The 15,013-nt window shown below is 38.6% G+C and carries 13 protein-coding genes; 10 read left to right on the top strand and 3 right to left on the bottom strand.

What is annotated here, in order from left to right; translation table 11 throughout:
- Nucleotides 1–8: 8 nt before the first annotated feature.
- From ACQY77_RS13425 to ACQY77_RS13380, 10 genes are all read left to right on the top strand, one after another.
- The gene (locus ACQY77_RS13425; RefSeq protein ID WP_421941639.1) at nucleotides 9–515 is read left to right on the top strand and encodes a DUF6702 family protein; all 507 of its coding nucleotides are present in this window, start codon (nucleotides 9–11) and stop codon (nucleotides 513–515) included.
- Between the two features lie 202 nt (nucleotides 516–717).
- Nucleotides 718–1,926, top strand: a complete 1,209-nt coding sequence (locus tag ACQY77_RS13420; RefSeq protein ID WP_421941640.1) for a DUF7033 domain-containing protein — start codon at nucleotides 718–720, stop codon at nucleotides 1,924–1,926.
- A gap of 73 nt (nucleotides 1,927–1,999) precedes the next feature.
- Entirely contained in the window at nucleotides 2,000–2,644 is a 645-nt protein-coding gene (upp, locus tag ACQY77_RS13415; protein ID WP_421941641.1) for a uracil phosphoribosyltransferase, read from the top strand.
- Between the two features lie 71 nt (nucleotides 2,645–2,715).
- A complete protein-coding gene (locus ACQY77_RS13410; protein ID WP_421941642.1) occupies nucleotides 2,716–3,414 on the top strand; it encodes a YjjG family noncanonical pyrimidine nucleotidase in 699 nt (232 codons plus the stop codon).
- A gap of 151 nt (nucleotides 3,415–3,565) precedes the next feature.
- Nucleotides 3,566–4,087 (top strand): DinB family protein, encoded by a 522-nt coding sequence (locus tag ACQY77_RS13405; protein WP_421941643.1) that lies wholly within the window; start codon nucleotides 3,566–3,568, stop codon nucleotides 4,085–4,087.
- A gap of 19 nt (nucleotides 4,088–4,106) precedes the next feature.
- Nucleotides 4,107–5,426, top strand: a complete 1,320-nt coding sequence (locus ACQY77_RS13400; RefSeq protein ID WP_421941644.1) for a flippase — start codon at nucleotides 4,107–4,109, stop codon at nucleotides 5,424–5,426.
- Complete coding sequence (locus ACQY77_RS13395) at nucleotides 5,423–6,070, top strand: FkbM family methyltransferase (protein ID WP_421941645.1); 648 nt, start codon at nucleotides 5,423–5,425, stop codon at nucleotides 6,068–6,070. Before ACQY77_RS13400 ends, ACQY77_RS13395 begins: the two co-directional genes overlap by 4 nt.
- A gap of 16 nt (nucleotides 6,071–6,086) precedes the next feature.
- Nucleotides 6,087–6,848, top strand: a complete 762-nt coding sequence (locus tag ACQY77_RS13390) for a class I SAM-dependent methyltransferase (protein ID WP_421941646.1) — start codon at nucleotides 6,087–6,089, stop codon at nucleotides 6,846–6,848.
- Nucleotides 6,849–6,859: 11 nt separating this feature from the next.
- The gene (locus tag ACQY77_RS13385) at nucleotides 6,860–7,762 is read left to right on the top strand and encodes a sugar transferase (RefSeq protein ID WP_421941647.1); all 903 of its coding nucleotides are present in this window, start codon (nucleotides 6,860–6,862) and stop codon (nucleotides 7,760–7,762) included.
- A 132-nt stretch (nucleotides 7,763–7,894) separates the two neighbouring features.
- Nucleotides 7,895–9,346 carry an alpha-L-fucosidase gene (locus tag ACQY77_RS13380; protein WP_421941648.1) on the top strand — a complete coding sequence of 484 codons (1,452 nt, stop codon included), beginning with the start codon at nucleotides 7,895–7,897 and terminating at the stop codon, nucleotides 9,344–9,346.
- 5 nt (nucleotides 9,347–9,351) lie between these two features.
- Here the strand turns inward: ACQY77_RS13380 and ACQY77_RS13375 are convergent, their stop codons facing one another.
- The 3 genes from ACQY77_RS13375 to ACQY77_RS13365 all read right to left on the bottom strand — a co-directional run bounded on the left by ACQY77_RS13375 (nucleotide 9,352) and on the right by ACQY77_RS13365 (nucleotide 14,977).
- Nucleotides 9,352–10,884: a rhomboid family intramembrane serine protease gene (locus ACQY77_RS13375; protein WP_421941649.1), complete on the bottom strand. Its 1,533-nt coding sequence runs from the start codon at nucleotides 10,882–10,884 to the stop codon at nucleotides 9,352–9,354.
- Between the two features lie 9 nt (nucleotides 10,885–10,893).
- Nucleotides 10,894–11,640 carry a class I SAM-dependent methyltransferase gene (locus ACQY77_RS13370; RefSeq protein ID WP_421941650.1) on the bottom strand — a complete coding sequence of 249 codons (747 nt, stop codon included), beginning with the start codon at nucleotides 11,638–11,640 and terminating at the stop codon, nucleotides 10,894–10,896.
- A gap of 136 nt (nucleotides 11,641–11,776) precedes the next feature.
- A complete protein-coding gene (locus tag ACQY77_RS13365) occupies nucleotides 11,777–14,977 on the bottom strand; it encodes a S41 family peptidase (RefSeq protein WP_421941651.1) in 3,201 nt (1,066 codons plus the stop codon).
- Between the last annotated feature and the right edge of the window lie 36 nt (nucleotides 14,978–15,013).

Genomic DNA, 15,013 nt, shown 5'->3' with positions numbered 1-15,013 from the left:
ACAGGCTTATGCACAGTGTTAAATATGGGTTAGTACTTTTTCTTTTTACATGCTTAAATTTAGCTGCCGGTACCCGCCATCCCTTACACGTGAGCACTACGGAAATAAATTATAATGCTAAAGAAAAGGCACTTGAAATCAGTTGTAAAATATTTACCGATGATTTTGAAGCCATTTTAGCGAAGGTTTATAAACAAAAAATTGATTTAGCCAGGCCTGAGCTTAAAAAGAACATGGATGAACTGGTAAAAAAATACCTGATTTCACACCTGCATTTAAATGCTAACGGCAAAGCTGTTCCTTTAGATTATATTGGCTTTGAGATCGATCATGAAGCCACAAACATTTACCTTGAAGTAGGAAAAGTAAGCTTCTTAAAAGCCGTATCAGTAAAAAATACGATCCTTTATGATCAGTTTGATGATCAAATGAGTATTCTGCATATTGTGAAGGGAAATACCAGAAAGAGTACTAAAATCCTTTACCCCGACCAAACCTTCACGGCAAACTTTTAATTGTAATTTTTGTATTAGATATAAAATGAGTATTAAAATAACATTAATTTTAATACTGCGTTTTACGTAATAGTCACATTTCCGAGAGGAAAATTTGTTGTAACCTTAGTTAATATTTGTTCCCCTAATGTTTAAATAAGCTATGCATCTAATCATCTTCTCAAGTGTTTTGACACCGAGGATCAAGTATATCTTTAGCTTTTTGTTTAAAGACATTTTAAAGATAGAGGTTGAGTTTACTGGAAACAGCCAGTACTTTTTAGAAAGTAATCTTTCCAAAATCAGTTATGGGGAGGAGCCGCTGGCAGATGAGCTTTTCTTTAAAAGCAGCCCACTTTTGTTCGCTAATAAAGTAGAAGAAATAACGCTTAAGACTGTACCTTTCGGAGATTATCAGGTTCCTTTCCCGGTTCAGGGTTCAGCACTCCCTTTTGATGTTTTTGCTGCATCATTTTTTTTAATAAGCAGGTACGAAGAATACCTCTTCCAAAAGAAAAGCAACGAAGATTTTAAAGCTTCTAAGAGTCTTCAGCACAAGTGGAAGATACTAAAACGGCCTATTATTGATGAATGGGCGCTGATGCTGAAAAATCTGATCCTCAAAAAATTTCCGGATTTCAAATTTCATCAGAAGCATTTCAGCCACCACCCGACCATCAATTTCACGGTTAATCCAAGTTTGCCTCCAGGGTTTGTAAATAAATCTAAGTTTCTTTTTAGTGCGCTGTTTCAAAGAAGAAATCGTTACTTAAGCAGCAAGTTTGACCGGCTTACCGGAATCGATATCAACAATGAAAAAGTGCTGCAACAGGTAACTGAATGGCTTGGCCCAAAGAAAACCAAGCCGCTTTACTTTGTCAATTTTCCCAACATTCCAACGGCATATTTGAAAGTAAACGGACTTAGCAAAACGTTGTCGCAAAAGGCTGTCGGTTTGCTCAGACCCTGTGCTGATAGCGCACAAGGCATCAGCACCATTAAGGATAACCTTATTAAACTCAAAAAAATACACCCCGAACTGATTCACCTTACCAGTCAGCAACTGGAAATATTAAAGTTTCCCATCTGTTATCTTAATCTTTTGAGCTTCCAGTTCATCTCCGACTTTTCTATGGGATACGCCGATACCATCGGATTCAGAGCCGGCACTTGTACACCATTTAACTGGTACGACCTGCAATTGGAAAAAGCAACGCCATTAAAGGTAAATGCTTATTGTGTAACCGATCAAACCCTTCAGTTTATGCCACTTGAAGAAGGAAAAAAAATTATCCAGCACCTCATAGATCAGGTAAAAGTCGTGAATGGCACATTTTACAGTGCCTGGCAGCTTAGAAGTTTGTCTGATCACTTAAAGTATAAAAAACTGAAAACCCTCTTTACAGAAATGCTACAATCTGTTGGAGATTGAACAATTTTTGCTGCAATAAGAATATTAACCTTAAATTTAACCAAGGAAATACCTTAACAGCAAACCATCCATCATGATTTTTAACCTCAGCAAAACGAAATCCATAGCCAATACCTTCATTTCCGAATTACGAGATGAAGAGATTCAAAAGGATTCTATGCGTTTCCGTAAAAACCTGGAACGTATCGGGGAGTTTTTTGCTTACGAAATCAGCAAGAATCTTAAATATGATATTAAAGAAGTAGTTACCCCGCTGGGGGTTTCCTCTTGTGAAGTATTAGCACAGCAGCCGGTTCTGGCTACCATTTTGAGAGCTGGCTTACCTCTTCAACAAGGACTGCTTAACATTTTTGACAAGGCAGAATGCTGTTTCATTTCAGCCTACCGGAAAGTAAAAAAGAGTGGTGATTTTGTTATCCAGATGGATTACATCTCCAGCCCGGATTTAAACGACCGTGTATTGATCATGGCCGATCCTATGCTGGCCACTGGCCAAAGCATGGTAATGTGTTGTAAAGAACTGATTAACAGATATAAAATCACAGAACTTCACATTGTTGCAGCCATTGCAAGTACGGTTGGTGTTGAGCATGTACGGGCCAATTTACCCAAAGCAAAACTTTGGCTGGGTGCTATTGATGAAGAAATGACCAGCAAATCGTACATTGTTCCAGGTTTAGGAGATGCCGGCGATCTGGCCTATGGCGAAAAGGTATAGTGCATCAATTTTAATTCAAAAAACCAGAATTTAATGGCATTGCAAGAAATCTTTGCGAACTTTGCCTTTATATGCATCATTCCAAAAAACATATCTTCTTTGACCTCGATCATACCATTTGGGATTTCGACCGCAATGCTGAAGAAACACTAAATGAACTCTATTATACCTACAAGCTCGATGAACTGGGTTTAAAATCTTGCGCAGATTTTATTACTACCTACACTGAAAATAACCATCAGCTTTGGGCAGATTACCACTTAGGCAAAATAACAAAAGAGTTTCTCCGTTCAGAACGTTTTAGTAAAACCTTTCTTCAAATGGGTATTCATCCCGATGCAGTACCCCATCAGTTTGAAGATGACTATGTAAGCATTTCTCCTACTAAAACCAATTTACTTGAGGGAGCAGAAGATGTTTTAAGCTATTTACAACAGAAGTATACCCTGCATATTATCTCTAATGGCTTTAAAGAAACAACCTTAACCAAAATGAATCTTTCTAAGCTGAATCCTTATTTTCAAAACGTAATCATTTCTGAAGATGTTGGGGTGAACAAACCCAGTCCTATTATTTTTGAGTATGCACTAGATAAAGCCAGGGCGCTCAAAGCAGAAAGCATTATGATTGGTGATAGTTTGGAGGCTGATATTTACGGCGCTTTGAATTTTGGTATGGAAGCCATCTTCTTTAATCCAACCCAAAAGGAAAAACCAGCGGATGTGAAGAAGGAGATCTTACATCTTAAAGAATTACTGGAACTATTTTAGTAATTGTTGTGAATACTCATTTTTTGTAAGCCCTACAGGACTCAATTTTCTTACCGTTTAAGATGTTTAAGCACCATTAATCCAGCCATGCTGTACCATTACATTTTTGTGGCATTTTTGGAGAAACAGTAATTCGGTTTATCTTTATTGAATGAAGATTTCAAAAATCAATGCTGCTATTCACCAAATTCTAAGTGCTTATAAAGCAAAGCTGCTTCATTATCCCGAAGCTGTTTTTCAGGCCACACCACCCATTGCTGGCTGGAGTTACAGCGAGGTGTATTCGCATATTTTTGATTCCAGCTTTCTGTCTGTAATGGCTTTAGAAAACTGTATTAACGGTAAAGCTGAGTACCAAAAAACGGTTTTTGCTGTTAAACTGATTTTGTTTTTCGGGTCCCTGCCCCCTCAAAAATATAAAGTGCCTTCAAAACTGGCTGATCGGGTGAAGAAAATCACTAAAGTTGAAGCACTAAGCTTTATCCATCAATTTGAAAATGCCCTGGCCAAGGCTTATCCTGGTATTGCTCAGGCTGATGCTAATCTAAAGACAAAACATCCCCGTTTGGGCTATTTGAATGCAAAACAGTGGCTCCGTTTTATTGAAATTCATTTGAAACACCATTTAAAACAGCTTAATCGCATAGAAAAGAGTTTTCTGCATAGCATTTAATTTTTACATCTTTGCGTTAATGAAATTACCCGTTATAAAAGGTTTTGATGAGGAGGCATTTAACAAGTATTTGAAAAATACGGGTTGGCTGATGTTTGGAAAAATCTTAAGCTTGCTGGTTGGCTTGCTGGTAGCGCGATATCTGGGCCCGGATTCTTTTGGTGAATTAAATTTTGGATTAGCATTAGTGGCCATTTTAGCTGCTGTAGGCGCTTTAGGGTTGGATACTTTTATCATCAGAGAAATTGTACAAGAACCAGATAAAAAAAATGAAATTTTAGGAACTTCTCTTTGGCTAAGAATAATAACAAATGCCTTGTTAATTCCTGTTGCCATGGGTATTTATGGGTTAAGTCATCATTTGTCATCAACTCCCGGTCAATCATTAACCCTGATGGTAGGCTTGCTGGCCTTGGCCTCTTTCTTCAAATCTTTCAATGTTATTGACGTTTATTTTCAATCACAGGTACAATCAAAATACGTTGTTCAAGTACAAAATATCTGTCTGATCATCTCAGCAGCAGTAAAAATTACAATAGTTTCATTAAACCTGCCTTTAATTTATATCGTTCTGGCCTTAGTTTTTGATGGCTTGATATTGGCTTTTGGATTAGTGCTTATTTATCAAAGAAAAGGGTTTAACATTTTCGAATGGACTTACAATAGCACAAGAGCCCGATCTCTTCTTAAACAATCTGCTCCATTAATACTCTCTGCCGTAATGGTTTCACTTTACATGAAGATTGATGTAGTGATGCTTAAAGATGTTGGTAGCAAAGCGGTAGGTATATATAGTGCAGCAGCCAATCTGAGTGAGGCCTGGTATTTTATACCAGTAGCTATAATTACCTCTGTTTTCCCTGCACTTATAAATGCAAGAAAAACAGATCACGAGCGTTACATTAAAAGATTGGGTAATCTTTATGACCTGTTAATATTTATTTGTATCCCTACAGCCATTATTGTGAGTTTTTCCGGCAATTTCATTATCCACCTACTCTATTCCAACAGGTATGAGGGAGCTGGAGCAATGTTATCTATCCATATCTGGTCGGGCGTTTTCGTATTTTTAGGGAGCGCGAGTTCTCAATACCTTTTAGCAGAGGGTTACACCAAAATAGCTTTTTACAGAACTGCCGCCGGAGCCTTGGTAAACATCTTATTAAATCTTTGGTTAATACCGAAATATGCAGGAATAGGTGCATCGATAGCTACACTTATCGCTTGTGCTGTTTCTACATTTTATCTTTTATTTATACCTAAAACCCGTCAGCAAGGTATAATGATGTTAAAATCATTATTTTTGGTCACGGCATTTCAAAAAATATTTAAACGTTGAGCACTTTAAAAGCATTAACCCGGTTAATCGCCAAGCCTCAAAGGCTAAAAGCATTATTATCATATGGCCATAAAGGCTACTTAAACAGCATTGGCTGGTTTACTGCATTCGATAAAAAACAGGCTGTTGATGGCCAGGGCCAGGCCTTGCCCTGGGTAACGTACTCTTTTATTGATTTTATTAAAAACCGGATCAATAAAAATCAGGATATTTTTGAATACGGATCCGGAAGCTCAACCATTTTCTATGCAGAACGTGCCAAATCAGTTACTTCTGTAGAGCATGACAAAGGCTGGTTTGATCGGGTTAAAAATACCAGCCCAGATAACGCAGAAATGATTTTCTGTCATTTGGAAAAAGATGGCGAATATGCACAGAAAGCTAAACTTCTGAATAGAAAATTTGACATCATTATTGTAGATGGCCGCGACCGGGTAAACTGTTGTAAATATAGCATTGATGCCCTTTCAAGTCAGGGGGTATTGGTACTGGATGATAGTGAGCGTGAAGTTTACGATCCGGCAAGAACATTCCTGAAACAAAATGGCTTCAAAGAATTGAGCTTTAGCGGTATTTCCCCAGGCCTTTTTTACGAGAAAGCCACTTCAGTATTCTACAAGGCCGATAATTGTTTAGGAATTTAATTGCGGGAGCTCTACCATGTTAAGCGAAGAAGTTAAAACGGCCTACGATAATTTTTATACTAATAGCGATGTTGCCTGGCGCATGCTTGGTGCAAAATACAAGGCACAAAATATAGTTGATGTTTGTAAAGGCATCAAACCCCAAAAAGTACTCGAAGTTGGCGCTGGTGATGGAAGCATCCTGCATTTTTTAAATGAATGGAATTTTGCTCCGGAACTTTATGCACTGGAAATCGCGCAAAGTGGCGTAGAACTTATTAAAGAAAGGAAACTTTCAAGGCTTGTTCTCGCCCAGTCTTTTGATGGGTATAAAATCCCTTATGAAGATAATGCCTTTGATCTGGTAATCCTTGCCCATGTATTGGAGCACGTAGAACACGAACGTATTTTATTACGCGAATTAAAAAGAGTTGCCAGATACATTGTGGTGGAAGTACCTAAAGATTATCGTTTCGGCGTAGATAAACGCATGAAACATTTTCTGGACTACGGCCACATTAACATGTACACACCTACTTCATTGAGGTTTTTATTGCAAAGTGAAGGCCTGGAAATATTAGAGGACAAAGTTTCGATGACAGCTCCGGAAACCACCAAGTTTAATGAGTTTATTAACAGGAAAGCGCCCAAAACCTTTAGTAAAAACCTCAAGATAGAATTAGAATACCGGTTAAAGAAAGTACTCGGCAACTTTCTCGGGAGGAAGAAACAAGAGCAATTTGCAAATGCCTATACTGTTTTAACACAGAAATCTGATTCTAACCTACACATATTTTAGTTTCAGTAAATATGCAAAACCTGGCACCCATAGCACTTTTTGTTTATAATCGCCCGCAACATACCGCGCGGACGCTGAAGTTTTTACAACAGAATTTGCTGGCTGCTGATAGTAGATTATATATTTTCTCAGACGGGGCAAAAAGGCCAGAAGACGAGCAAAAGGTAATTGAAGTAAGAGAAATCATCCGCAATGCAGAAGGTTTTAAATCGGTTAAAGTTATAGAACGCCAGGATAATGCGGGCCTCGCAAATTCGGTTATAGCTGGAGTAAGTCAGTTGATAAATGACTACGGCCATGTAATTGTTTTTGAAGATGACCTGATTACATCACCACATACGCTAACCTATTTTAATGATGCGCTAAACCGTTATAAAACAGCGGAAAAAGTGATGCACGTTGGAGCTTACATGTACCCATTGAAAGCAGACGATCTTCCACAGTCATTTTTCTATAGGGCAGCCACAAGCTGGGGATGGGCAACCTGGGCCAGGGCCTGGAAAAATTTCGAACCCGATATAGATACCCTCATATCCCAATTTGATCAGCAAAAGAAATCAGCATTTGCCATCGACAATACGATGAACTTCTGGAAACAAATGCAGGAATTTAAAAAAGGTAAAAACAATAGCTGGGCGATCCGTTGGTATGCTTCCATATTTTTAAAAGGAGGCTTAACACTTAACCCTTCCCAATCTTTAGTTAACAATATCGGTCACGATGGTACTGGTGTTCATTCGGGCATCAATGACATTTACAACGTCATCATCAATCCAAAGCCTGTAACGGAGTTCCCTGAGGTTGTGGAAGAAAACCAAATGGTTTACCAGGCCATTAAAAACTTTTTAGCCAATAGAAAAGGTAATCTTTGGGATAGAATTAAGCGCTTTTTACAAGAAAAAATAAATAAATAATCTATTAACAAACCTTCTACATTAAGATTTCAGTAATATTTGCCATTAAGGAACAAAATTTCTTAACAAAAAGCTTATATCCCTTAATTTATTAATGGATTTGGGCTTAACTTTAGGATTCAATTTTTTATTATGAAAAGATTATTCCTAATCCTCCTGTTCTTATCTGGTTACGGGTATGCTCAAAATGCACCTGAACCTTATGGTGCAGTGCCATCCAAACGCCAGTTAGCCTGGCACGACATTGAAGTATATGGCTTGATTCACTTTACCCCAACTACTTTTGAAAACAAAGAATGGGGATTCGGTGATGCCGATCCTAAAAGTTTCAACCCAACAGATTTTAATGCAGAGCAGATTATTAGCGCCGCAAAAGCCGGAGGCTTGAAGGGCATCATTCTGGTAGCCAAACACCACGATGGTTTTGCTTTGTGGCCAACCAAAACTACCAATTACAACATCAGTAACAGCCCATTCAGAAATGGAAAAGGCGACTTAGTTAAGGAAGTAGAGCAGGCGGTTAGAAAGAACGGACTGAAATTTGGCCTCTATTGCTCCCCATGGGATCGCAACAATCCCAATTATGGCACACCAACCTATTTATCTATTTATCAGGCACAGCTTAAAGAATTATACAGCAATTATGGTGAACTTTTCATCAGCTGGTTTGATGGTGCCAACGGTGGAGATGGATATTATGGTGGTGCCAGAGAGCGCCGTTCAATTGACAATACGGTATACTACGATTGGAATAATACCTGGGCCATCACCCGTAAAAAACAGCCTATGGCTAATATCTTCAGCGATATTGGCTGGGACGTGCGTTGGGTGGGCAATGAAGACGGGCATGCTGCCGAAACCAGCTGGGCTACATTTACACCAATGGCTCCTGAAGGTAAAAACGCAGCTGTTCCAGGACAAGCAAACTACCCTCAAAGCCCAATGGGAATTAGAAATGGTAAATTTTGGATGCCTGCAGAATGTGATGTACCTTTACGTAAAGGATGGTTTTACCATGCCACAGAAAAACCTAAAACTCCTGAAACGTTATTCGATCTTTACCTCAAAAGTGTAGGCAGAGGTGCGGGATTAGACTTAGGATTGGCTCCTGATACCCGTGGACAACTCCATGCAGATGATGTAGAAGCGCTAAGAACCTTCGGAAGCACCGTGAAAAATACATTTGCCAATAACCTGGCTAAAAATGCCAGTATTGTGGCAAGCAATACCCGCGGTAAAAAATTTGAAGCCAGCAAAATCTTAGATGGCAACAAGGAAAGCTATTGGGCAAGTACTGATGACATGCATACTGCCAGTCTGGAACTTGACCTTAAAACACCCCAATCCTTTGATATAATCAGTTTGCAGGAATATATCCCCCTGGGACAAAGAATTGAGTCTTACAACGTAGAAATCTGGTTCAACAACACCTGGCAAAAGGTTTATAAAGGCACCAGCATTGGGGCGAAAAGACTGATCAAATTAGACGATGCCGTAACTACTTCAAAAGTGAGATTGATTATTACCCAATCACCGGTATGCCTTACTTTGAGTGAATTTGGGCTTTATAAAAAAACACCTTAGGAAATTTACTTTTCTTCGGCATATAACAATTCAAAGATCTGACCTATCGCTGTAGAAGTTTGCTTGCTATAGCGATAGGTACTATCTGATTTAATATCTCTGTACATTAACATAACTGCCCGATGAGAGGCTTTTGCCAGCTTCAGCTTCCTATCTCGTGCAACAGCGTCTTCTGATTTGAGCGTTAGCTTTTCCATTTGCTTCGCCAGTTCTAGGTTCTTTTCCGTTGGGGCAATACCATCTGTTTTAATGGCGTTCAATTTTACATCTTTAGGCAAAGAGACTCTAAGCCTCATGATGTTATTGATTACTTCAAGATTAGTATTAAACCTGGCATTAAGTTCCCGGTACAATTCTGTTTGGTACTTCGGACTGAAATAAATCATTCCCGAAAAGAACAAAAGAAAAAGTAAGGAGGCGGTAGCATATCGTGCCCAGGATTTAAGCAAAACCGTCTTTTCTACCTTAAAAGTTAAGAGGTAACACAGTATAAAACCTGAAAGAAATCCTCCGATATGTGCTGCATTATCTACTCTTTTACCCATACTGCCATTTATAAGAACAATAGCGGATACAAATAACGTACTGATTAAGAGCGCTCTTGTTGCATTCTTTTCATATGACTTATTTAGTAGTAAAGCAATAAAAGCACCATAAAGTCCCATTATTGCGCCAGATGCGCCCATCATAATCGTTTCCTGATGGAAAGTAAGGCTTACCAGGCCTCCACAAACTCCGCTCAACAAGTATACGTACAGGAACTTTTTCCAGCCCAGTTTATTTTCAATCATCAAACCCAGGTAAACTAAGGCATACATATTGAAAAAGAGATGAGAAAGAGATGCGTGAATAAACTGATAACTGATTAATCGCCAGTACTGTCCATCCAACACCATATTGCGATGATTTACCCCAAAACTTAAAGCCATTTTTTTTGCTTCCATCTGTATCGTGTAGTAATCAACCGAGTTACCCTTTGCAGCAATAAAATTGCGCATCAGGAAAATAGAAATGGCGATGGTAGCGAGGTAGTAAAATGCATTTAACAATACCAGAACGGGGGTAACAGTATATCCTTTCTGCGGAAAGAAAAGATATAAAAAGTTCTTAATTTTATCTTTAGTGGCCAGCGGTGCCTGTTCAAAATAGTTTTTATCCTGATCCGCTATCTGTTGATGGTATTGAGCCAGCCTTTCTTCCCAAACATCCTTTAAATGAAATTCTACATACTCAAACTCGTGAAAAAACTTCGCAAGATTAGCCTCATTCTTTCCATAGTCGTTAAACAACATTTGAATCCCGACACATTCGCTTTTTATCACTGCAAAATCGCCATGAATCCGCACTGAGATTTCCTCACTGTAAGATTGAAATGAAATTTTGGTATAAGCAATCAATCCGCTTTCAGACAGATGGCTTAAACTCCAGCCCAGATTTTTGATCGCTTGCTGAGCAACAATCAGGTATTTATCAGCAGGAAAGCCTGCTAAAGGAATGTATTTTTCTGTTTTTGGCGAATAACCCCAACTTACTGACATAGAGCGCAATTATTTTCTTGCCTCTAAGATAATATATGGTGATAAACTTTTGCTCTCGAAAGGAATAATCCTGGTAAATATTTTTCCGCTCAGCCAAACCAGCTTCTTAAACAAGCGAACACCGGCAGATTTTTCAGCTTCATTTTCTAACCAGATACTGAAACGACCAAAATAGCCCGATTTCACATCTTTTAATCCGGCTTCCTCGCAAATGCGCTTAAGTAAGGCCGGGTCCATGCTGTTGATGTTATGCTTATCGTAATTCTCTTTATCAAAGTTCTTCTGAAACCAACCATTAACCGCTTTAAAATTCGGTAAGGTAATGAATAAAGTTCCTCCGGGTTTAACAAAGGCAATATGTCGCTTAATAATATCAGCTGTATCGTTAAAATGTTCAATTAAGCCGCAGCTCAATACTAAATCATAAGTTTGTTCTGGCTGGTAGTTAAAAAGATCTGTTTCAATGATATGGATATCCTTTTCAGTTAATCCGTTCTTTTCAAGCAGCTCATTTACCACAGGTGGATGAACAAAATAATCCAACAAGGTAACATCCAGATCGAAATACTTTTTCAAAAAAACAGCATAGTAGCCAGGAAAACCTCCTAATTCAATAGCATTTTTAACGCTATTTTTCGAAATTATTTCTGCCAGTTGGCGATGAAACAGATAATTGGATGGCAATTGCACTGCTAATCCTTTTTTACTCTCCCAATAATTTACCCAAAAAGCCCTGTCGGTTAATAAATTTGCCATGTACTAAAATTTCGAAGCACCAAAGAAACGGAAAAAGTTTTAATTGATGTTTAATTGTTTAACTGTTTAACTGAAGAACTGCCTAACCGACTAACAATTAAACGAGTGGACGATTAAACAATTAAACTCCAAAACCCTATTTCAAGTCCTTCAAAATCTCCGCTACAGCTTTTTCCAATTGGGGATCTTTATCTGCCAGGCGATCTTCGAAAGTATTTTTCACATAAATATCTGGCTTAACGCCTTCTTTCTCTATATTTTGCCCATCCATGGTGTAACAGCCCCAGGAAGGTAAGCGGTAAGAAGATCCGTCAACTAAGCCTTTTCCGGAGGTAAAAATAATCCAGCGATAGGTTTCTGTTCCGATCACCTTGCCGAGTTTTAGTTGTTTAAATCCAGCAGCTGTCATTTCTGCATCACTTAAAGATTGTTCATTAATTAACAACACAATGGGCTTCACTGCAGGGCCAAAGTTACTTTGTGGGGCCAACTTTCCTCCTCTATATTTCCATTGCAAATATGGGCGCTGAGATAGGAATCTTAGAACGTCATCATGAACATTACCTCCGGTATTGTAGCGAAGATCCAAAATGATGGCATCTTTGTTCTCCTCCTGCTCCATCATGTCTAATAAAAACCTTTCCAACTCTCCACCGCTCATATTTTTCATGTAGGAATAAGCAATCCTGTTCTTCCCCCATTTATCTACATTCCTGCGGTTTTGGGTAATCCATTCATCATAAAGGTTTGTCCGCAAAGTTGCAGAACTCTCCGGGTGCACATTTGCAATGACTTCCTTTCCATTACGCAGTAATGTCAGGGTCATTTCACGATCTAATGAGGGTTTACTGAAATAGTAGTCACGGTCGATCTTCTCGTCTACCTCAATTCCATTTACTGCTTTTAGCACATCGCCGGCTTTAACATTAACTCCTGCTGCTGCGGCATTGCTTTTAGCTACAATCCTTTCTACCTGCAGGGGATTTTCATTAGAAAATAATATCCCTGTTTCATTTGTCGTATAGGTTAGATTTTTACGCTCTTCGGGTCCGTTACTATTGAATCCCATATGAGAAGAATTCAGCTCACCCAGCATATCATTTAATAGAATTCTCAGGTCGTTGCGGTTGTTTACATATGGCAGATAAGCCGCATACTGCGTTTTCATTTTCTCCCAATCTACACCATGAAACTTTTCATCGTAAAAATTCTCATCTAAGCCTACCCAGGTTTCATAAAACATCTGGTTAAACTCTGCATTGAGGTTTCTGGTAAATTTGTAATTGTGATCAATTCGATCTGCTTTGTTTGCATCGATATTATATTTATTGATTACGCCATTAATCAACATAAAATATCTATCGCCACTTTGAATGATACCAAAACCACCACCGTCTGCAATTTTCTCCGTTTTTCTGTTTTCAAAGGGTTCTAATGTTGTTCTGTAGATTCCTGGTGCCCCACCTTCATGATTTGAGCTGTAGAAAACATAAGTTTTATCTCCTTTTGCAAAAACATCGGTACCATACTGTCCTCCAAATCCCGGACCAACCAATTCTATGCGATCTAAGATATCCTGTGTATTAATCGTAATTACATTTGCTGGTTTGGCTGTTGGCTTAACCTCATTCTTCTTCTTTACAGTATCAGCCGCTTTTACTTTTTTATTCTCCTTTGGATCCGTTATCCCTGGTTTAACCTCTTTTGGTTCAGGTTTATTTTCTTTAAAAAGTTCGTCAAACTTATCTGATCGAAAAGGTTCATCATAATTGTTCAGTGCCATCCTGTAGATATGGCTATTCGACAAACCGCTGGGATAAGCAGGCTTGGTTCTGGCACTGGTAAAAAAAATATATTTACCATCAGGAGACCATGCAGGACTGGTTTCTGTAACACCTGTATTGGTTAAGTTAATGGTTTTATTGTTTTTGATATGATGCACCACAATATCTTGTTCAAAGTTTCTGTAAACCGTAAATAAAACATACTCATCATTTGGAGAAAAACTCGGAGCGGCGTTTTGTATGGCCCAAAACTCATCGGTAACAATGGTTTTGCTATCCAATGATTTTAAATCCATTAACCGAAGCTCATTTCTGCCGCTTAGGTAAACGGCCTGGGTTTTGGCTTTGTTAAAGGTAATATCCCTGTTATTGGCCTTATCTTTCGTTATCTGTTTTGGTGTACCTTTTCCGTCACCTGTTATGGTAAACCAGTTTTGGTAGCCACCAGCAGTCTGACTAAACAAAATGGTCTTATTATCAGCCAGCCATTTACACTCCATTGCCCGCTCGCCGGTATTGGTAATCTTCCGGATAAACTTACCCTCTGCATCACTTACAAAAAGCTCACCGCGGGAGATAAAGGCTATCTTTTTTCCATCCACAGCAGCATCAAAATAAGAAATATTGCCTCTAACATCGTATTCCTGTTCTTTGCTCAACACCTGGTTTCTGCTCGAACTGATGTTTACTTTCTCTGTTTTCTTTGTGGCTACATCATAGGTGTAAAGCTGATAATCTTTTTCAAATACAATTAATGAACCATTAGCAGCTACAAAAGGGCGTTTAACAGAACTGTCGAACTTTGTAAGGGCGGTTTTTTTCCCATTGTTAAAAGTGTAAAGGTTATATTCTTCATTTCCCTCATCAGAAACAAAGTACACATTACCCTTTTGATCTATGGTAGTCCAAAAGTCCTTTCCGTTATAATCTGTATACCGTTTATAACTTTTGTTTTTAGGATTGTAAGATTGAATATCAGGATTGTACGCGCCTTTATAGTGCTTACGGTTTGGAAAACGATAACTTTCCCAGGTATCATTAAAAAACAATTGCCCGTCTGGCGCTTCTGCAATGTGATGGGTTGTATTGAAGTAATTATCGAAAAGGCGGATGGCAGAACCTCCATTTACCATTACCTTGTAGCTCGAAAAGGAATTATAGCGTCCTGAAGTAAAATAGATACTTTTAGAGTCCCAGCCCCAATTATCAACTTCATCTGTCGCATCATTAAAAGTAAGCTGTCTGATATCTCCTCCAGCCATAGGCATAACATACACATCCTGGTTTCCAAATTGATTAGAAGAAAATGCCAGCCATTTACCATCCGGAGAAACCTTTGGATTAATTTCTTCTCCCTGCATCGCTGTAATACGTGTTGCCAAACCGCCTTTTACCGGAACTTTCCAGATATCGCCATCGTAACTGAATACTATTGTTTGTGCATCGGGCGTTAAAGCTGGGTATGCGGCAAAATAAGTTTGATTTTGTCCAAATGAATAGACGGGTACCAGCAAAGCAGCTATTTTTAGTGCTTTAAAGAAAGATTTTATCATAAGTTAGCGATAAGGATGTTTGGAAAGATGAAAATA

It is taken from the genome of Pedobacter sp., from assembly GCF_965279535.1.
Taxonomy (GTDB): domain Bacteria; phylum Bacteroidota; class Bacteroidia; order Sphingobacteriales; family Sphingobacteriaceae; genus Pedobacter.
This window is presented reverse-complemented; position numbering and strand designations above follow the sequence as displayed.

Bases quoted from the DNA above. Each gene is read 5' to 3' on its own strand.
- upp (WP_421941641.1), top strand. From the start codon at position 2,000: ATGATTTTTAACCTCAGCAAAACGAAATCCATAGCCAATACCTTCATT.
- ACQY77_RS13370 (WP_421941650.1), bottom strand. From the start codon at position 11,640: ATGGCAAATTTATTAACCGACAGGGCTTTTTGGGTAAATTATTGGGAG.
- ACQY77_RS13425 (WP_421941639.1), top strand. From the start codon at position 9: ATGCACAGTGTTAAATATGGGTTAGTACTTTTTCTTTTTACATGCTTA.
- ACQY77_RS13365 (WP_421941651.1), bottom strand. From the start codon at position 14,977: ATGATAAAATCTTTCTTTAAAGCACTAAAAATAGCTGCTTTGCTGGTA.
- ACQY77_RS13400 (WP_421941644.1), top strand. From the start codon at position 4,107: ATGAAATTACCCGTTATAAAAGGTTTTGATGAGGAGGCATTTAACAAG.
- ACQY77_RS13385 (WP_421941647.1), top strand. From the start codon at position 6,860: ATGCAAAACCTGGCACCCATAGCACTTTTTGTTTATAATCGCCCGCAA.
- ACQY77_RS13390 (WP_421941646.1), top strand. From the start codon at position 6,087: ATGTTAAGCGAAGAAGTTAAAACGGCCTACGATAATTTTTATACTAAT.
- ACQY77_RS13410 (WP_421941642.1), top strand. From the start codon at position 2,716: ATGCATCATTCCAAAAAACATATCTTCTTTGACCTCGATCATACCATT.
- ACQY77_RS13375 (WP_421941649.1), bottom strand. From the start codon at position 10,884: ATGTCAGTAAGTTGGGGTTATTCGCCAAAAACAGAAAAATACATTCCT.
- ACQY77_RS13405 (WP_421941643.1), top strand. From the start codon at position 3,566: ATGAAGATTTCAAAAATCAATGCTGCTATTCACCAAATTCTAAGTGCT.
- ACQY77_RS13380 (WP_421941648.1), top strand. From the start codon at position 7,895: ATGAAAAGATTATTCCTAATCCTCCTGTTCTTATCTGGTTACGGGTAT.